General features: G+C 45.8%; 17 protein-coding genes and 2 pseudogenes. 16 read left to right on the top strand and 3 right to left on the bottom strand.

Features of this window, described 5'->3' with window-relative positions; translation table 11 throughout:
• The first annotated feature begins 208 nt into the window (after positions 1 to 208).
• The 3 genes from ACEW9I_RS23885 (at position 209) to ACEW9I_RS23895 (ending at position 2,345) form a co-directional block, all read left to right on the top strand.
• Entirely contained in the window at positions 209 to 1,174 is a 966-nt protein-coding gene (locus ACEW9I_RS23885; RefSeq protein WP_373542859.1) for an MORN repeat-containing protein, read from the top strand.
• Positions 1,175 to 1,200: 26 nt separating this feature from the next.
• A complete protein-coding gene (locus tag ACEW9I_RS23890) occupies positions 1,201 to 1,830 on the top strand; it encodes a MotA/TolQ/ExbB proton channel family protein (protein WP_373542835.1) in 630 nt (209 codons plus the stop codon).
• Between the two features lie 107 nt (positions 1,831 to 1,937).
• Positions 1,938 to 2,345, top strand: coding sequence for an ExbD/TolR family protein (locus tag ACEW9I_RS23895; RefSeq protein WP_373542836.1), 408 nt, complete (start codon positions 1,938 to 1,940; stop codon positions 2,343 to 2,345).
• 292 nt (positions 2,346 to 2,637) lie between these two features.
• Here the strand turns inward: ACEW9I_RS23895 and ACEW9I_RS23900 are convergent, their stop codons facing one another.
• Positions 2,638 to 2,796 (bottom strand): class I fructose-bisphosphate aldolase, encoded by a 159-nt coding sequence (locus ACEW9I_RS23900; RefSeq protein WP_373542837.1) that lies wholly within the window; start codon positions 2,794 to 2,796, stop codon positions 2,638 to 2,640.
• 76 nt (positions 2,797 to 2,872) lie between these two features.
• Here ACEW9I_RS23900 and ACEW9I_RS23905 point away from each other — a divergent pair, with 76 nt between their 5' ends.
• Both ACEW9I_RS23905 and ACEW9I_RS23910 read left to right on the top strand, forming a co-directional pair.
• Positions 2,873 to 2,995, top strand: a complete 123-nt coding sequence (locus ACEW9I_RS23905) for a hypothetical protein (RefSeq protein ID WP_373542838.1) — start codon at positions 2,873 to 2,875, stop codon at positions 2,993 to 2,995.
• Positions 2,996 to 3,069: 74 nt separating this feature from the next.
• Positions 3,070 to 3,381 carry an iron chelate uptake ABC transporter family permease subunit gene (locus ACEW9I_RS23910; RefSeq protein WP_373542839.1) on the top strand — a complete coding sequence of 104 codons (312 nt, stop codon included), beginning with the start codon at positions 3,070 to 3,072 and terminating at the stop codon, positions 3,379 to 3,381.
• Between the two features lie 846 nt (positions 3,382 to 4,227).
• On the opposite strand, the gene ACEW9I_RS23915 is transcribed toward ACEW9I_RS23910, so the two are convergent.
• Positions 4,228 to 4,767 (bottom strand): Dps family protein, encoded by a 540-nt coding sequence (locus ACEW9I_RS23915; protein WP_373542840.1) that lies wholly within the window; start codon positions 4,765 to 4,767, stop codon positions 4,228 to 4,230.
• Between the two features lie 390 nt (positions 4,768 to 5,157).
• On the opposite strand from ACEW9I_RS23915, the gene ACEW9I_RS23920 reads away from it, so the two are divergent.
• From ACEW9I_RS23920 to ACEW9I_RS23955, 8 genes and pseudogenes are all read left to right on the top strand, one after another.
• On the top strand, positions 5,158 to 5,460 hold the full coding sequence (locus ACEW9I_RS23920) for an Asr1405/Asl0597 family protein (RefSeq protein ID WP_373542841.1): 303 nt from the start codon (positions 5,158 to 5,160) through the stop codon (positions 5,458 to 5,460).
• Entirely contained in the window at positions 5,453 to 6,103 is a 651-nt protein-coding gene (locus ACEW9I_RS23925) for a (2Fe-2S) ferredoxin domain-containing protein (protein WP_373542842.1), read from the top strand. The genes ACEW9I_RS23920 and ACEW9I_RS23925 overlap by 8 nt, the downstream gene beginning before the upstream one ends.
• Positions 6,104 to 6,318: 215 nt before the next feature.
• A complete protein-coding gene (locus ACEW9I_RS23930) occupies positions 6,319 to 6,750 on the top strand; it encodes a leucine-rich repeat domain-containing protein (RefSeq protein WP_373542843.1) in 432 nt (143 codons plus the stop codon).
• A pseudogene (locus ACEW9I_RS23935) lies at positions 6,699 to 7,151 on the top strand (ATP-binding cassette domain-containing protein). The gene ACEW9I_RS23930 and the pseudogene ACEW9I_RS23935 overlap by 52 nt, the downstream one beginning before the upstream one ends.
• A 188-nt stretch (positions 7,152 to 7,339) precedes the next feature.
• Positions 7,340 to 9,352, top strand: coding sequence for a TonB-dependent receptor plug domain-containing protein (locus tag ACEW9I_RS23940; RefSeq protein ID WP_373542844.1), 2,013 nt, complete (start codon positions 7,340 to 7,342; stop codon positions 9,350 to 9,352).
• A 95-nt stretch (positions 9,353 to 9,447) separates the two neighbouring features.
• Positions 9,448 to 9,750 (top strand): annotated as a pseudogene (locus tag ACEW9I_RS23945) (flavodoxin domain-containing protein); the annotation flags it as partial.
• The gene (locus ACEW9I_RS23950) at positions 9,743 to 10,102 is read left to right on the top strand and encodes a hypothetical protein (RefSeq protein ID WP_373542845.1); all 360 of its coding nucleotides are present in this window, start codon (positions 9,743 to 9,745) and stop codon (positions 10,100 to 10,102) included. The pseudogene ACEW9I_RS23945 and the gene ACEW9I_RS23950, both read left to right, overlap by 8 nt.
• 213 nt (positions 10,103 to 10,315) lie before the next feature.
• Positions 10,316 to 10,822 (top strand): AraC family transcriptional regulator, encoded by a 507-nt coding sequence (locus tag ACEW9I_RS23955; protein ID WP_373542846.1) that lies wholly within the window; start codon positions 10,316 to 10,318, stop codon positions 10,820 to 10,822.
• A gap of 12 nt (positions 10,823 to 10,834) precedes the next feature.
• Here ACEW9I_RS23955 and ACEW9I_RS23960 read toward each other — a convergent pair whose 3' ends face one another.
• On the bottom strand, positions 10,835 to 13,597 hold the full coding sequence (locus tag ACEW9I_RS23960) for an HAD-IC family P-type ATPase (protein ID WP_373542847.1): 2,763 nt from the start codon (positions 13,595 to 13,597) through the stop codon (positions 10,835 to 10,837).
• Positions 13,598 to 14,805: 1,208 nt separating this feature from the next.
• Between ACEW9I_RS23960 and ACEW9I_RS23965 the strand changes: the two genes are divergently transcribed.
• From ACEW9I_RS23965 to ACEW9I_RS23975, 3 genes are all read left to right on the top strand, one after another.
• On the top strand, positions 14,806 to 15,528 hold the full coding sequence (locus ACEW9I_RS23965) for a hypothetical protein (protein WP_373542848.1): 723 nt from the start codon (positions 14,806 to 14,808) through the stop codon (positions 15,526 to 15,528).
• Between the two features lie 127 nt (positions 15,529 to 15,655).
• On the top strand, positions 15,656 to 18,178 hold the full coding sequence (locus ACEW9I_RS23970; protein ID WP_373542849.1) for a hypothetical protein: 2,523 nt from the start codon (positions 15,656 to 15,658) through the stop codon (positions 18,176 to 18,178).
• Positions 18,179 to 18,256: 78 nt separating this feature from the next.
• Positions 18,257 to 18,538 carry a type II toxin-antitoxin system Phd/YefM family antitoxin gene (locus ACEW9I_RS23975; protein ID WP_373542860.1) on the top strand — a complete coding sequence of 94 codons (282 nt, stop codon included), beginning with the start codon at positions 18,257 to 18,259 and terminating at the stop codon, positions 18,536 to 18,538.
• Positions 18,539 to 18,825: the final 287 nt, after the last annotated feature.

The raw sequence follows: 18,825 nt of genomic DNA on the forward strand, positions 1-18,825 counted from the left end.
TGTTTTTTTGCGTGGTCACGATTAGTTCTAGGGCTGCGAGTCATCTGCTTATATCAGCTCAAATGCTTGTTTAGTAAGAGTTTGACATATTCTCCATTCCTCCTTGACAAAGCTCTAATTTTCTTAACTTGTCACGAATGATTATCGATCGACATTATTTACGATTGCCCTAGGAGCTGCGATCTCTGTCTCTCAAAATCATCAAGCGATCGCCCAAACAGTAACGTTACCCGATGGTAGTCAATGCACTGGGGAAGTCACTAACGGCGTCTTAAACGGACAAGCTACCTGTAAATATGCCAGCAAAGATACTTACACTGGCTCATTTAAAAATGGTAAATTCTCCGGCAGTGGTACTTACACATTTGCGGCTGGTGGTAGCTATCAAGGAGCATTTAAAGATGGTCAAATTGAAGGAAAAGGGGTCAGGATTTATCCAGATGGCGATCGCTATGAAGGTGAATTTGTCAAAGGCGAACCCAATGGCATCGGGCTATATATCTCTAAATCTGGGAGCAGCTATCAGGGTGAATTCAAAGCTGGTAACCCAGCCGGAACAGGTACATTCACGCTCAAAAATGGCGATCGATGTACTGGTTTAGTTGCTAATAGTCAACTAACTGGTGCGGGAGAATGTACTTATAAAAATGGTAATACCTATCAAGGTAATCTCGCCAATGGTAAACCAGATGGATCTGGAATCATGATTTTTGCTGATAAAAGCACTTATAAAGGTAGCTTTAAAACTGGTCAATTTAATGGACAAGGGACTAGAACCTATAAGAATGGCAATACATATACAGGTGGTTATGTCAATGGCAAACCTGAAGGTAAAGGATTGCTAACGATGGTAACTAAGGATACCTATGAGGGGACTTTCAAAAATGGTAAATTTGATGGTATAGGGACATATAAATATGCGAATGGCGATCGCTATGATGGTGAATTTAAAGATGGTCAGTTTTTTGGTAAGGGCGTAATCATCGCTAGTAAAAATCGGTGTGAAGGTCAATTTAGTGCTGGCGAACTCAATGGACAAGCTACTTGTAAATATCAAAGCGGCGAGCAATTCACAGGTGAATTTAAAAATGGTGAGAAAGAGGGGAAGGGCGTCTTAATATATGCAAATGGGACGAAAGTAGAAGGTAATTGGAAAGCTGGGAAACAACAGTAAATTATCAATTAGTAAGGAGGAGAATCGTGAATTTCATCAAAATATTTAATGACGGTGGTTTCGTCATGTATCCACTCGCTTTTATGTCAGTTGTCATCGTAGCACTCGCGATCGAACGGATGCTATTTTGGACTAAAATCGGCAAACGTCAAAAGCCATTAGTCCGCACAGTATTGGATCTTTACCAAAGAGAATCTCCACTGGTAATCGAGCGACTCGAACGCGAACAGGATCTACCCATCGCGCGGATTTTTATGGCAGCGATTAGGATGAAAGATGCCACCCCTGATGAATTTAGATTAGCAATGGAAAGCGAAGTTCATGCTGAGATTCCGTTATTACGTCGCTTTATCAGTGAATTTGATGCTGTAATCGGTCTGGCTCCCCTGCTGGGGCTATTGGGTACAGTTACGGGGCTAATTGTTTCGTTTTCGTCCCTAAAAGTCGGTGAAGTTGCTGGGAGTAGTTCGGGTAGCGTCGTCAGTGGTATTTCAGAAGCCCTAGTGAGTACTGCTTCAGGAGTAATAGTTGCCGTGTTTGCTTCTGTCTTTGCCAATCTATTTCGCAGCTTCTATCAACGAGAAACATCTAAAATTCAGGAATCAATGGGTCAGTTGGAATTAATTCATCGTCGCTATTGGCAACGGGGAGCTTAGTTGATAGTTGACAGCGATTTTAAAACTTATGGTCGGGTCGAACGAACCGACCACTTATTGCTTAATCAAAAGCCACATTAAATCTCAATTCAATCAAAAATTTAAACATGCAATTTCTAAATGAACCTGAAGACCGTCCACCAGAAGTCAACGTTGTGCCGCTCATTGATGTGATCTTTGCAATTTTGACATTTTTTATTATGGCATCACTTACCCTCAGTAAGACAGAGGGTTTAGCTGTCAATCTCCCTGGGGCGAGTTCTGGCAAAGCTCAAGATCGAACTAAAGTTGTGATTACGATCGACGATAAAGGTGCAGTCTCACTCAATCGTCAATCAGTCAATCTGTCTAACTTAACACCCCAAATCAAAGCTCTACTAGCGAAAGACGAACAAGCTCTAGTAGTTATCAATGCTGATGAAAAAATCGGTCACGGACAAGTGGTTGAAGTGATGGATCTAGTTCGTCAAATCCCTGGGGTAAAGATGGGTATTGCTACTAAAAGAAAGCAGTAAGCTAAATTAGTTAAGATCGAACATAGATATCACTCAAAGTTATTTTTCAATCGCCCAAAAACCACTCCCAATCGAGCATAAATTCGATCGTTCTAGCTAATAGAACGATCGAATCAACTAATTTAAGTTCAAAGGGAACATCAACGAATTGACCCTCGCCATGAGTTACACTAATGCTAACTGTCGATCGCGATCGACAGTATAGGTACCATTCATTACTCGCAGCACTATTACAAGCAGCCCGATGAGCAAGGATTTTTTGTGCGGCTACTATATTCGCACTATTCCCACGTCATTTATCTAGTGCTGAGGTCACTTCCCAGCATCGCTCTAGTGGATGATTGCCATCAATCAATACTTCTGGCTCCACAATCGTTGCCAACCCCAGATTAAATCTTTTTGTCAAGATGTTTTGGGAGTCTTTAATAGTGCCAAATATTCTTGTCGTCACCCTTGGTAAGTGAATTTACCGATCGCGTGCTTTAGATCGCTTGAATATTAATTCACACTTAATTTATTACTAAACCATGACACAATCTCACACTCGCTGCATCGAAAAAGTCGATGCTAGCGATCGATTATTACTAGATTTACTAGCGATCGATACCTTATATTTTATCCCTGACAACATTGCGATCTGGCAAGAATAGCCATTGTGTTCCAAGCCGGAAAATAATCCCGAAATTTCTAACTAACTCGAACTAATATCAAAGCTAACTAAGGGATGCTCCGCAATAGTTTAGCCGATCCGTTTGTGTTGGGAATTTCCGCAGGTGCGGGGTTAGTGGCGATCGCTTGTATTACCTTTTCGGTTTCGTCGGTTTATCTGCCTTTAGGTGCGTGGTTGGGGGCGATGGGGACTGCGGCGATCGTCTATATTTTGGGCTATCGGGCGGGGACGATTACCGCCGAACGGTTGGTACTCGCGGGGATTGCCGTTAGTTCGTTATTTGGGGCGATGCAGACGATGATGCTGCTGTTCGGCTGTAATTGTGGGTATTTCGATCGACGGCTTTTAAACGGGAGTTTGGGGTGAAGCCGAGCGATTGTTTGGTCAAATAAAATCTGCAAGAGCTAACCTAAATCAGTCAAAACAATAGTGTTGCGATAAAATTCAAGTAACGTGAGTTTCTCCTGGCGGAAAGGCTCCGCCAACGAGTTAAGAATATTCGCTTCTTTCCAGTACCGCCAACGATTGAAATCGTGGCTAGTGATGCAAAGTCCGCCTTCGCGGACTAGTTAATCAGTCCGCGAAGGCGGACTTCGCATCGCGATCGGAGACTTCAGTCTCTAAGCTCTTCTTAAACCCGATCTACATTGCAACTTCCTAACTGCATGACGGCTTTGCAATAGTACTAGGATATAGTGCGAGAAATTTTATGATGAGTAAAGCAGGATTGTCAGTCAGATTGATTAGTGCTAATGAGAAGGGACTATCGATCGCGGCTACTCCAATCGGGAGTACGGCACAGACAACAGATATCGATTTAATGGTAGCTATCAAAGTACCAATGGTTTTCAAGATTTTGTCAAAACTAACCAGACATCGATCGCCCCAAATCAGCGATCGCATCATCATCGATTTCTGACGAGATATCTTCAGTATTCAATTGTTTTTGATATGCTGCAATTCTAAACTCTAAAGTCTCTACCATAAATTGAATTGCTTTTGGAGATAAACACTTTGGAACTTTTGGCGTGTCCCGACGCGGATTCTGTATGTGTTTGTGGGTTTGTCGCCGTTGGTGCTATTTGTGACGGGGGCGAAAATGTTTAAAATCCGGCAGTTCGATCGAGTAAAAAAACACCCAATCATTTATCGCGATCGATCGATGATTGGGTGCTAAATGGCGAACATTTGTCACCAGTTAAATTTCAGCTATTAGTTAAGAGATCTGACTAAGGTATCGGGAGCCAAAAAGTGATCGATATGGTAAGCTCTCTCTTCAGTTTTGAGGAGAATTTGCTCGTATAAATGCCGTGTCGCCCGATCGCCCAAACTTTCAGCCTGACTGGCTTGGCTGCGGATCAGGGCAATAATCGCCTGTTCGCCTACCAAGTCATTTTCTAACATCGTCCGACAGTTAAAGGCACCATCGGCTTCCGGTGTGAAGCAACACAGCTCCGCTAACTTGGTAAAACTAGCCGCAGGTACGCCGCCTAAGCCATCCAATCGTTCGGCAAGATCGTGAGCATGACCTCTGATTTCCTCATACCCATCTTGAAAAAACTGGTGCAGAGAGTAGAATTCTGCGCCTTCTACGACAAAGTGATGCTTTTGATATTGCAGATATAGAGCCTGAAAACTCGCCAAAGCGATGTTCAATCCCTCGCAGACTGGCTCTGTCACGGTGAGATCCAATCCCACTACATTAGTCCCTACCTGACCAAATCCACGCATTAAGCTCTGTGTGGTTGCCATAAATTTCGCGCTCTCTATTTTTAAGGGTTAATTTTTCAACCAAACCACTTAATATTTTTCCAACTAAGTTACTGGTGATTATTTGAAAACAGTAGTCCTAGTTGACTATTCTAACACGAGTAATTCGAGGTGAGGCACGAGCTGTACACCTTGTCACATTGAGACTCGACTGCTCGATCGCGGCTACGCTCGATCGATTGCCTTCACTATCGATAAGTTTTATTAACAGTTGCGGTGGGAGCAATCCGCCTGGAATCACGGAATGTAAACACTTTCAAGAATTTTGCGCTAGCACCGACATCGCTCCATCTGAACATAAATTCCAGCTTGTTGCATCTAATTATCATTTAGGGTATTCTAAATTTAAGTAACAGTGCGCTCCCGATAAAAATGGAAAAAGTAAATTACCCAGACTGGATCTTAGTTATCGATACAGTTTGGGGCGATCGCTGGCAAATACATCGTCGTCTGACTGAGTTGAAGATTCCTTGTAAGTGTTCCACTGGGCAACTCTTAGTAGTCACAGTAGACACGCCTACAGCGGCGATTCAAGTTTGGAGCGTGGCTAGACAACCGTTGGCTGGGCGCAGTCAACTAGTTAATTGGTTGGATCGATGTTTCGATCTAGATGTCGTTGGCGCAGCCTCTGCTGGACGCGAGAATTGCAATAGTAGTGAGCTGCTCTATGACTAATGAAATTTATTTCCAGTTAGAGGGAGAATTCTTAGGAGTTTGTGCGCTCGATGGTTACAAGCTCAAATATCTGCGACTCAGAACTGTCGATGCACCTCAGCAGCAGCGAGATGTAGTCATCAAGGTGCCTAAAGAGTTGAGAGCAGGGCTAGTGTATCAGTTAGCTGTTGGCGATCGCATCTGTTGTACAGGCATCCAAAAGGATTGGAAATTTAAGGCATCGGCAATTGAAAAAGTCCTTCGCGTAGCCTCTGTCTTGACTCGCTTCCATGGTCGGGAAACCCGACCGGAGCGACTCGCTCCTGCGGAAAGTCAATTTAATGGTACAGATCGACGCTCCATCAGAGAGAATACACCAACGATCGAACACTCAGCGGATCGATCGCCAGTTAAAATTCTGATTTGTCAAAAGTCACATTGTTTCAACAATGGTGGCAAAGAAGTATACTCGGCTCTGACAGCGCAATTAAATAGTCATAACTTAGACGATCTTGTCACTGTAAAACTTACTGGTTGCCTAAAATGCTGCAAGCAATCGCCTAATTTAGTAGTCTTACCCGATCGATCTAGCTACCATAATGTCAGAACTTCCCAGATTCCCGCGATTATCTCCAAAGTTCGATCCAGCCTGACAAGCGAGTAAGGGCGAGTTGATTCGATCTAGTGCATTACCTTCAATTTTGCCCCTGGCACGATCGGAGACAGAGGGTTTAAACTTAGATAGTCTTCAAGGGGAACGCTTTGAGCACGATTTCGGTCGCTGATGCGCTAAACCCTCGGCAAAGCCTACGTATCGCGCATCGCTACGCGGACTGAGATCTAGAGTGTCTTAACCGATGTGGCGACTGCTATATATCTGTGAGCTTGCTAATCGGAAAACAGCAAGCTGTGGCTCTAGAGCAAGCTGCTCGATCGGTTGAGAAATTGAAGAGCTTTGGGCAGTGGTGTCAGCAAAAGCAGTCTTTACCCGCAGCAACCAGAAAGACGATTGAGGTTTTGTTGGCAAAAGTAGAGACTAAAAATTGCCAGACTGCCGATCTGAAACTAAGTAAACTTACTGAGCTGACGATTGCGAACTGTAATGACAAGATAAGTGATATCCGACCTCTTGCTAGTTTTACGAAACTAACTAGTCTATCGCTCGGAGGTCAAAGTATTAGCGATCTAAGACCTTTGTCAGGTCTGACTAATTTAACTAGTCTCAATCTGAATAGCAATCAAATTAGTGATGTCAGACCATTAGCGGGATCGATCGCTTTAACCCAACTCGATCTCACGTCCATCAACTAAATCTACAACTCGATCGCGGTGAATGGCTGAGTTTATTGGGTGGTAATGGTTCGGGTAAATCTACCCTGCTCAAGCTGCTCAGTCGCTTGCTCAAACCCCAGTAGGGGCTTGTATGGCTCGATGGTAAGGCAATTCATACCGAACCGCCGAATATTGTCGCTCAGAAAATGGCTTTATTGCCGCAGCAACAGGAATTAACCATTATTACCGTCCTTCACGAGCTGAATCTAGCAATCCGGTATAGCGACAGGTTGGCAATGCTCAAGGATGGTTCTCTCATCGCCGTCGGCACACCTGAGACAGTAATTACCCCTGAAATCATCGCCGAAGTATTCGGGGTGGATGTGGCGATTATCGATACGCCTGTAGGGTTGCAAATTTGCCCGCTACCAGCACATTAATAACAGGAACCATGAGATTTTAGCAATGTCTTTTGTTTAGATTACCGCGATCGGTAGCTCTAGATGTTTTACAGCCCGTCTTTTGACATCAGGAATTTTCCCACTTATGATAGCCCACGGGGCTTGCCCACTGATATCGATCGGCTCCTGTGAGTTTTGGGGTAAGCCATAAATCTCTAAGTCAAAGTGTGAATATCTTGAATCGACAAATTAATTGGATCGCCACTACCACAGGCAAACTAGTTCTGACCTTGTTGACGATCTCCGGTGCAAATTTCATCCTGTTAGCAAGTCCTCGTGTCAATGCGGCTCCAGAACCACCTAGTCCCACCGAACCAGAGCTGGAAATTGATGTAACTGGAAATCGACGTTTAAACTTACCGAAATCAACACCAGTTTACACGATCGATAGCCAACAGATCGATCGACAGGGATCGAAAAATGTCGCCGATATCTTAAAAAATCTTCCTGGTTTTGCAGTTAATGATGTCGGTTATGGCGCGGATATTCACACTGGGACTTACTATCGCGGGGCATCAATCAATCAAATAATTATCCTGCTCAATGGTCGCCCGATCGGCAATAATATTAATACTTATCATGGGGCGACAGATCTCAATAGTATTCCGGCTGGATCGATCGAGCGGATCGAATTATCTAGTGGTGCGAGTAATATCATCTATGGTTCGGAAACCTTTGGTGGTGTCATCAATATCATTACCAAGGCTTATAATGGCAGTTTGCAAACTAATTTATCCGCAGAATTAGGTTCTTATGGTCGTCAAAATTATCGCGCTAGCTATGCTGGTGGCGATCTCAATTTAAACTATCGCATTGGGGCCGAAAAATATCGGATTGATAACAATTATCGCGTCCCCATCGGTGCGGCGAACCGCGATCCAGTTACCGGAAACCTGAGTAATGCCGATACTGATTTGACTAGTTATACTGGTAATATTTCGGCGGCAATTAACGATCGCAACCAACTTGATTTTGATGTGACTACGACTGCTAGTCGGCGGGGTTTAGTTTATTTCGGCTTCCCCTTACAACGCGACAGGTTGAACCACGACGCGCTCAATTTGGGAGTGAATTGGCGATCGCAATTAGCCGAAGACCAAAGTTCGATTCTCAACACTACGATAAGTTATAGTCAAGATTATTTTGAAACATTTGGCCCTAGTGGGGCAAATAGTCGCACGGGTACACTTGATAGTAAGGCGATAACTGGTAGGGTAGATCACACCTGGAAAACTAGTCCGCGTAATACTCTTCGCTGGGGTGGCGAACTCCAAAATCGGCAACTCAACGGCTCATCGGTTAGCACCGTTCCCGCTCGCATCGCCTTTAATGATGCTGAAAATCGTAACGTCTTTAATACTGCCCTCTTCGCCGTCGATACATGGAAAATCACCGATAGAGTTGACGTAGATCTAGGCTTCCGTCAAAATTTCAACTCTCAATTTGGGAGTTATCTCAATCCCAGTCTCGGTTCTCGCTGGGAGATTTCCCCCACTGTCGCCATCCGTGCATCGGCGGCTGGCGCACAACGCAACCCTGGACTCGACCAATTATATCTCTATGATACCGTCCACGGCTGGTTTCCCAATCCCAACCTCAGACCCGAAACAGGTACGATTTGGACAGCCGGAATCGATCTCGCCCTCAGTCCCACATCGACAGGGACGATTACCTACTTCGGGAGTAGGATCGACAATCGCCTCGCTACCCAGGCAATCAGCCCCACTGTCACCCAATGGCAAAATATCGGACAGGTGGCTACCAATGGCTTAGAAATTGGCTTCAAACAGCAACTGAGCAAGCAATGGTCTGCATTTGTCAACTACACTTACACTGATGCCAAAATTCAGTCAGGTGCAGAACGCGGCTTACAGCTAGCTTTTGTGCCCTATTCTGTCGCTCAACTGGGAATCGGTTATGCAAATAACGGTTGGGAACTCAATCTCGCGACTAACTATAATAGTGGCACTCGGCGCGCCTTTTTTACCAACCCAGGTCAAACCACCACTGACTTTATCCCCTCTTTTCTGAATTTGGATGTAGGTGTGCGGATACCTGTCAGCGAGAATATCGGAGTCAATCTGTACGTTGAAAACCTCGCGGATGTCCAGTATGAGAAAGTAAATCGGATTTATAGTCCTGGTAGAACTTTTAGAGCTGGGATCTCGGCTAATTTTTAGCTCGAAGATCGATCGTTCATAAAACTTAATCTTAATTAATGATACTGATTCTCAATACTGTGATAGTATCGTGTCAAGCTTATTGAAATAAATGTTTCTTTCCAGAACTTGACAGCATGGATTTTCATGGTAAGACTATTGCTTATTTTGGGACTGGCGATCAGTTGGGATATGTCGATAATTTCATGGATGCCGTGGGAATTCTGGAAGCCAAGATTTCGGCGCGGGGTGGTAAGACGATCGGGTATTGGTCTACTGATGGATATGATTTTAGTGAGTCCAAAGCAGTGAAAAATGGTAAATTTGTCGGCTTAGCGATCGATGAAGATAATCAATCCGAACTCACTGACGAACGAATTAAAGTCTGGGTCGCACAAATCAACAAAGAATTTGCATAAGCAAGATTATCTCCTAAATCAGTTTCAAGATCTAGCCGAACGATTGGAGCGAGATTTGGTTGAGGCTCCATCTAGTCACTCTTTATTTCGATTGGATACTCTTACTGAAGGTGGAGTGGAGATGCCGTTGATGATTTGTGGGAGCCAGGACGATCCTGTAATTAGTTTGACTACACTTTACGGTTGGAATAGTTATCTTAAATCTAGCGATAAAATTTGGCGATCTGCGACAGGTAGGCATTTCTTCCATCACTTCCGTTCAGAACTAGTTGGTTACGAAATTCAACAATTTTGGCAAAAATTAGAGCCAGAGTTAGTATTACAGCAAATCGCTCATGCGGAGTTTAATTAATGATTTTAATTTGCTTGATTTTGACATGGGGCACGATCTTTGTCTTTGGTGCGTGCCTAGCTGTAGCACATCACTGGAAGACTGGATTTATTTATGTCAAGCGGTTACATCAAGTTCCTTGTCACAAGTGTAAGTATTTTACCAATAGTTGCTAGCGACTGAAGTCGCCGCTAGTGACGCAAAGTCCGCCTACGCGGACTAACTAGTTTTTAGTTGGAGTTTTTAACCAAGCAGGATGATTGGCAGTCGATCGTTTATCCGCCCAATACAGCAGCGATCGCTAGTGTGGTGCAGCAAATTAGATGTTGTCCCTATCGAGGCACTACTAAACGCATGTATTTACAGGCGAAGGCATTAGAAATTATGTCATTACAACTTGCGCCAGTACTGGATCGATCCGCGCGATCGAAACTAGCACCTCAGCTAAAATTGCAGACGATCGCTAAATTACATCATGCTCAGGAGTTGATTCGATCGAACTTAGACAATCCGCCGACATCAACTGAATTATCACAGCAATTGAATCTGAGCGATCGCACCCTCCGGCGGGGATTTAGATCGTTATTTGGGACGACGATGGTTGCATATCTCACCGATCGAACTGTAGCCGATATTGTCAACTATGTCGGTTATGCTCATTTGGGCTATTTTGCGCGGGCTTACAGGCGTAAGTATGGCATCAATCCTAGTGATTGTCGTTCGGGTAAGAAGTCTGGTTAATAACAATTGGGGTTAGGAATTGGGTGGATCGAATCGATTGGAAATGGTCGCGATCGCCATCATCGGTAGGCTGGCGGCAATACAGATCGACCATTGCGCTAGCGACATCGGCGCGGTTTCAAAAACGTTGTTAATTAATGGTGAGTTGGTGAAAATAATTTGCAGCACGATCGCCACAACTAGACCGATCGCTAGAGCTGGCGCACCCTTGACTCGATCGGTCGATCCACTTAGCTTCGCAATTAGGGAGGGTAAAAGTTGACTGATGCTGAGTAGATAAATCATCCGCCCCATCACCAATGCCTGAATCGCCATCGTCCGAGCCAGTTCTAGGCTACCCCAAGGAGCTTGCTGCACCCACTCAAACATCCCGAAGATTAGTGTCCAGTTGTAGAGCGAAACAGCTAAGATCCGCTTAATCCGATTTATAGTCAGGAATTGCTCATTTGCCGGACGGGGTGGGTGTTTCATCAATCCCACCGATTTTGGCTCAAACGCCAGGGGCACTGTCATCGCGATCGAGTTGAGCATATTGAGCCAGAGAATTTGTAAGGATAGAATCGGTAATTCTCGCCCCAGCAATGTGCTAATCAAAATAGTCATCGATTCGCCCCCATTGACGGGCAAAATGAAGCAAATTGCTTTAATCAAGTTTTGGTAAACAGATCTACCCTCTTCAACGGCAGAACCGATCGAGGCAAAATTATCATCCATTAAAATCATATCGGCGGCTTGTTTGGAAACCTCCGTCCCGCTGCCCATCGCAATCCCGATATCGGCCTGTTTGAGGGCTGGGGCATCATTCACGCCGTCCCCCGTCATTGCTACAATTTCGCCATTGGATTGCAAGGCTTCCACCAGCCGCAGCTTCTGTTCTGGTGCCACCCGCGCAAATACCGCACCTTCATTGACAGCAGTTGCTAGCGCGGACGGCTGCATTTGAGCTAATTCTGCGCCACTGTATGCGATCGTCTGTTTAGCTTGGTTGCGAATCCCCATCCGACGGGCGATCGCGGTGGCAGTTTTGAGATGATCGCCCGTAATCATCTTCACCTGAATTCCGGCAGCTTGGCAGGCGCGAACGGCGGCAATGGCGGCAGGGCGGGGCGGATCGATCGATCCCTGAAGCCCCAGGAAGACTAAATTGGCGGCTAGATCGGGATGGTTGACAGACTGTTGCTCGGCAGACACTGACTTTTTACCAAAAGCCAGGACTCGCAATCCCTGTTCCGCCATTGCATCGATCTGACCCTCGATCGTTTGGCGATCGAGGGTGACTAAATTGCCATCAGCCTCTAAACGAGCTACGCAGCGGGGTAACAATGCTTCTGCCGCGCCCTTGACATAAATAATACGTCCATCTCCGTCTGCGTGCAGAGTTGCCATGTACTGAAATTGGGACTCAAACGGAATAGTATCGAGTCGGGGATACCGAGCCACATCAGCTTGTACCAAACCAGCTTTGAGTGCGGCAGTAATCATCGCTCCCTCGGTGGGATCGCCGACTACTAGCCACTCTCCCGCATTTTGCTCTAACTGAGAGTCATTACACAACAGTCCGGTTAGTAGGCAAGCTTGTAAGGCACTATTTGGGGCGATTTGAGCCGTGGCATCGGTACCAGTGCCCTGCAAGATCGCGCCGTCTGGGTTATATCCTTGCCCAGTGAGACTATAGCTTAAACCCCCTGCATAAATTGCTTGGACGGTCATCTGATTTTCAGTCAGGGTGCCCGTTTTATCAGAACAGATGACCGTCGCACTGCCCAAGGTTTCCACTGCTGGTAATTTGCGAATAATGGCGTGATGGCGGGCCATCCGTCTGACCCCGATCGCCAGTGTGACCGTCATCACCGCAGGCAAGCCCTCTGGAATCGCACCGACAATCAGGGCAACGGCAGCTTCAACGGCATCTTTAAAACTGCGTTGCCCTAAACCAACCGCAAAAGTTAGCGTTGCCATCCCCAACACAAACAACAGCCAATTTTGACTGAATTGGTTAAATTTGCGAGTTAGTGGTGTCGTCAAATCTGCCCGTTGCTCGATCAGGCTAGAAATTTTGCCCGTTTCGGTCAGATTACGCGTGGCGATGACAATGCCCGTACCTTGCCCAAAGGTGACAAAGCCGCCAGCATAAGCCATATTCGATCGATCGGCTAATGGTGTTTCTGCTGCTAGTCCACCCTCATTAATTGCTGCGACTTGTTTCTCCACCGCGACTGATTCGCCCGTCAGAGCTGACTCATCGATTTGGAGATCGCGGGTTTTGAATAACCGTAAATCTGCTGGAACTTTATCGCCAGATGCTAACAAGACGATATCTCCTGGCACCAATTGGGTGGAGGGTACCTGAGTTTTCCGGCGATCTCGTACTACTGTAGCTTCAGTGACAATGCTATTGGCTAGAGAGGCGATCGCGTCTTCAGCTTGGGCTTCTTGAAAATAGCTCACGATCGCATTCGTAGTCGTTACCCCCCAGATGACCCCGGCATTCAACCATTCGCCCAAAAGTGCTTTGATCGCTCCAGCACAAACCAGAATAATCAGCAATGGCTGATTGAACTGCAACATAAACTTCAGCCAGCCAGGTTTCCCCTGTTTGCCGACCAATTCATTCAAACCAAATTCCCGCTGTCGCTTGGCAATCTCATCAGCGGTTAGTCCCAGATCGGGACTAGTCGCGAGTCGATCGGCAATTGCCGATAATGGGAGCTGATGCCACAAAGGTTGTGGGGTGGAAGGGATGGAAACCTTTGACTCAGGGGAACCGATCTTCATAATCGCTCAGCCGCTGACTTACTATTTTGAGCTTACTCCTCAATTGTAAGGAATTTGTGGCGTTGCTGAATCGGGGGATGATTTCTCTGTAGGGGTGCCCCTGTCTTGAAAAGGTGCTTCACTTGCAATACTTCTCGTTTAAGAACTGCTAGCGACTGAAGTCGCCGCTAGTGAAGCAAAGTCCGCCTACGCGGACTAATTAGTTTTTAGATTAACCGAGAAGTATTGGCTTCACTTGGGTAAAGCCCAAGAACGCACTTTTCGCTGTCTTGTCGTTTTTTTATTCGGGGGGAACCCTAGACATAAAAACGCCGCTTGTGGGTACGATTTCGGCTCCTGCTCCGACTAGCGATCGAATGACTAGCATCAACTGAAAGGGTGCTTGTCACCCCTCGATCGGATCGACATCATCGATGTCATTAATATTTACGCCGATCTACTGAGCGATCGCTTTATCTAAGTCTGAAACCTCGGCTTAATTGCCACCGCTGGGCGGTTAAATATATTTGGGTGTAACTAGATAGAGCCACATTATCACTCGATTGTGAGGAAATTGTGAGGAGGATCTTTATCACCATAAATAATTATTAACGAAATGAATCGAGCGACTGCCGGATTGTAAACATACAATTTTTAACACAGCCAAACAGTATATATCCGCTCGAAAAAGCCGACTTTTAGCTGAATTAAAGATCTGGGTATTGTCAAATTCAAGCTAAAGTCGTATGATGAATTCAGTGAAATCTCTGCAAAAGGCCCCGAACGAATTAAGTTGTATTTACGTAAAAGACTAGCAACCTTTATGTAAAGAAGAGCGTAACAACTCAGAATGTGCTAGAGCAGTTTCTCGATCGACAATTGTCAGCTTATCCGTAATACCGTTCGCGTTGGCGTTAGCCTACTGTAGGCGCACCGTCTACTTTGCGAAATCGCGTTTAATTATCTAATTAATCCAATCTAGGAAGCGAATTCCGGTCAATATTCATTATTGGCATCAAGCAGACTTTAGAGCTGTAGTTGCTGTAGATAGTGAATAGGAGAATGCTGACATCTAAAAAAAGAAACCCGCCAACTTCAGATCGATTGAATGGTCTAGAGTTGGATCTCTATAGCCATCGTTCTCAACTAGATTTGTTGACGAGCTAGATTTTATAAAACTTATTCCCAACATCGTACATTACTTACTGCAAATAAGGAAGGTAGAAATTATGAACTTCTCAGCTAAATTTACGCTAGCGATTGCGACTGCTGCCATATTCTATCCGCTGGCTGCTGTTGCCAATCCAGTGTCTACTGGCTCTACTGCGGCTGCGGTATCGATCAAATTCCAAGATTGTAAATGCGGTCCTACTAGTGGTAATTTCTCCATCACCCCTGGTGGAAATACCGCAGGTGGTGGTAATGGGGTGCAAGAACTCTCCGCTGCTGTAGCGACTGGTGAAACCAAGGCAACGGCTGAGGCTGCTAGCAAAAAATCTGGTACTCATGCCAGTGCCTATGGTTATAGCAAACCTGTAAGTTTTACCTATGAAACTTATAGCGATGTGAGCAACAAAAAATATCGTTCTGAGTATGCTCAAAACAGTGAGTATCAGAAAGAAGCAGCGATCGAATTTGCTGCTAGCCAGAAAAAAACCGCTGCTGAATCTGAATATGAAACAGCCAGTGTCGATAAAAAAGTTCGTGGCGGACGTGGTTACTACGATAGCAAGGGCAAATATATTGAATACAGCCGCGATACCAAATCTGGTAGTGAGTCTGAAAGTAGCAGCACAAGTAACATCGAGCTAAATGCCAAACTCGAAGCAAGTGCTTCTCAAAGTAGTAACAGCAAAAAATCTAGCGAATCTGCTCACAATGAAAATGGAACTAGCTATAAATACACCGGATCTTCGGTTGGTTTGAGCTATATTCCCGCGATCGTTAAGTAAGTAAAAAAAGTTCGATTTTAGCTAGCTGTTGGCGAGGTACTCTAATTGCGGATCGTTCCACGACAGAGCGCATCGCCAGCAGATCGAACTTACTCAATCAAAATTTATCCATCGCTAGTTTTGTTCGATGCCAACAACACCGAACACACCCACTACGATGGGTATTTTTTTCCTGACTCGTGGAGGATCGGCGATCGTGTATGCACAGTTATTAACCTATCTTAAAACCCCATCGCAATTATTCTGCTATGGCATGACAATTGCGCTCGTGTTTATCAGTAACTCCGAGCGGGTAAGATCGACAGAATTACCATCGGCTACTCAAGACGAGCGGAGTATTGCGCCAAGTCTGTTGGAGATGCTGCGTAGTCCTTTACCCCACCCCAACCCTCCCCTTAATAAGGGGCGGGAGCCGGAAAGCCCCTTGATCGGGGGGAGTTGGGGGGGTAAATCAACCTCAAACGAAGCTATTTTTTACTTGTCGGTAGGCACAGCGGTAGATGACAAAGAGCGCGCTTCCAGTCGAGATAATCCCATGACTCAAATCGCCCAAGTCATCACACCCATTCCCCCAGTCGAGATTCCGACACTATTGGTACCGATTATCCTCCCCGCCTTACTTCCGCCCAGGAGCGCGATTTTTCCGATTGATTCCATTCTGACACCACTAATTCCTGCGCCCAATAATACCCCTGCCGTACCGTCAACTAATGCGCCCAGAGATCCGCGCTTTATTATCGCGCCCCAAGCACTAGATCCCAATGCTGTCGATCCGTTTTCTACTCAATTTATCCTCAATGGTAATCGAGTTTCACACCTGACTACGACAGTGGCAGTTACGCGATTTGAAATCGGTAATTTTCGGAATACCGATCTGAGTTTTGATGTGTATAAACTGGTTGGAGCCAAAAGCGTTCAAAGCGTCACTGCCGATCGCGTAGTTCGCGTCAATAGTCAAGTAGAATCAACAGGGATTCGCAGTGTCACTCAGCATCAGGATATTGCTGTCTCTGTCGCCCAGCCGCAGACTCTCCTGGGATTTCGCCAACAAATCAGTCTCGATGCCAACTGTCTGGATGGTTCTGGGCGAATTTGTACCTACTTACCTGGCATCAAAATTGATGAAAGTGTCCTCGATGCCCAGAAGTTACAACCGACAGGTGTCAATATTACCTCTCAATTTGGCGATGTAATTTCGCCTGCATCCATAGCGGCAATTCGGGAACCTGGATTTCAAGGTGGTGCGAATGGGCAAAATTTTGGGATCGACTTAAATCTTCCTGCTGTCGGTGTCGTCGCACCACCTCCAGGTGCGCCACCCCCAGTTTTGACTGGGGAACGCCAGGAAAAGTATCGCGCTGAGGTGGCGGTAAACTATACCCGCATGAATCAGCATTTTGCTACCAATGGGAAAGAATCGACATTGGGGCGCACGATTCGATCGATTAATTATATTAACGGCGATCGCAACCAATTGGCAAATGCCTTGACTAATGCGATCGGTCAAATCTTACCAGAATTTCAGCCCAGTATCGCTCCTGGCGAGACAGGCGCGCGCATCGTCGTCAATCCCAACCTATTTCGAGCGGCAAATGCCCTCCGCCTGCCTGACAATAGCCTGACGGTATATCAGGCGGGTACTGGCTCTGCGCCCAGTTTTGGTAAAGATCCCAGAGTGCCACCTGGAGCCAACCATCAGGCACTCTGGTTAGGGATGTCCCCAGTCGTCGAGCGAGAATTTATCCGAGATTATCGTTATATCACCCTCCGCGAACCGCGCATTGTGGCTGCTGGCGGCGGTGAAGGCGGGAGTGTTCCGATTGCCGTCAATCTCAACAATTTCGGGTTTAATGCTGGCGGCTTGCAAAATGCTTACGGGCAAGGCTATGTAACGGTATTTAATCGGGATGTGGCGAGGGTAGATACCGAGACGATTCGCCAGCGGACGGATTATTATCCCCACATTAGTTTTACAGGTGCGAATTTGACTGAAAATAGCCTGTGGCGGTATTATACTGGGGCGATCGTCAATGTAGGTTTTCAGCCTAAAACTACCTCCAATCTGAAAGCGTATATCGGTACCGATTATGCGATCGTCAATCCCGCTGGTTTGAGTTTTAATGTCGGTGGGATTAGCTATCTCAATCCCGATCCTGAATATTACACTCAACTGTTTGCCACTGCAACTCAATCGATCCAGCTCGGCTCCAATCCGCGCAATAGTCTGGTTTTGGGGTTGAATGCCAACTATATCGTCGATGGCGTAATCACGATTCAATCGCTCCCCATCCGCTCCGCCCAAAGCTTTGTCAATGCCGGAATCGCTCTGAATTTTGGCGATATTTCAGTCGGCGGTACGCAATATTTTGGTAATATGTTATCTGAGTCTGTCGATAATAAAACTGTTATTAATATTGGCTGGAAAGTTACTGATAGGCTTAAAGTCGGCGGATTTGTCAGCGTCTTCGACCGAAATATTTCGACAAATCCTGTTGGTGCAAATCTCAGCTACGATCTCGATCCTAATTCAGATTCCGCTATTTATCTAGGCTGGAATGCTGCCGAAATCGATTTCCGACGCACCCTTGGCTCGACTGCCAATGTTTATAAGGATAATACCATTAGCGTCTCGATTCGCTATGGATTTTAGATCTTGTAGGCTCTTTGACAAAGGAGCGAGGAGCATTTTGGTTAAGATAGACTTAGTTTGGAAACTAAGTTACAAATTATGGATACTGTCAATATTCACCAAGCCAAAACCCATCTGTCCCAACTACTGTCGCGAGTAGAGCTGGGAGAAGAAATCATCATCGCCAATCGAGGGGTACCAGTAGCTAAATTGGTACCGATTCTCTTGCACAGAGGCTACGCCAACGCGAGTAAACTCGACAAGCGTAGTAGTATGGGGATCGATCGAGGACTATTCCAAGTACCTGCTGATTTCAATGCTGACATCCCAGCAGACTTAACCCTTATTACATCGCGATCCTTAAAGGCAGAATCCTGGTAGCCCAAGCACAGATTGAAAGCATGACTTTGGTAACAGCAGATGAGGTTTTGACTCAGTATGGTGTAGATGTATTGTGGTCGAAAGCGTAATTAGTTTGGAAATAGAAGTACAGCAGTCGCCACATCGGTTAAGACACTCTAGATCTCAGTCCGCGTAGCGATGCGCGATACGTAGGCTTTGCCGAGGGTTTAGCGCATCAATACAGGCGGACTTTGCAGCACTAGCGGCGATTTTAATCGCTGTGCTGTCCTAACTGCCTTGGCGGTTGCTATATAAATATAGTTCAA

The organism is Chamaesiphon sp., assembly GCF_041738855.1.
Classification (GTDB): domain Bacteria; phylum Cyanobacteriota; class Cyanobacteriia; order Cyanobacteriales; family Chamaesiphonaceae; genus Chamaesiphon.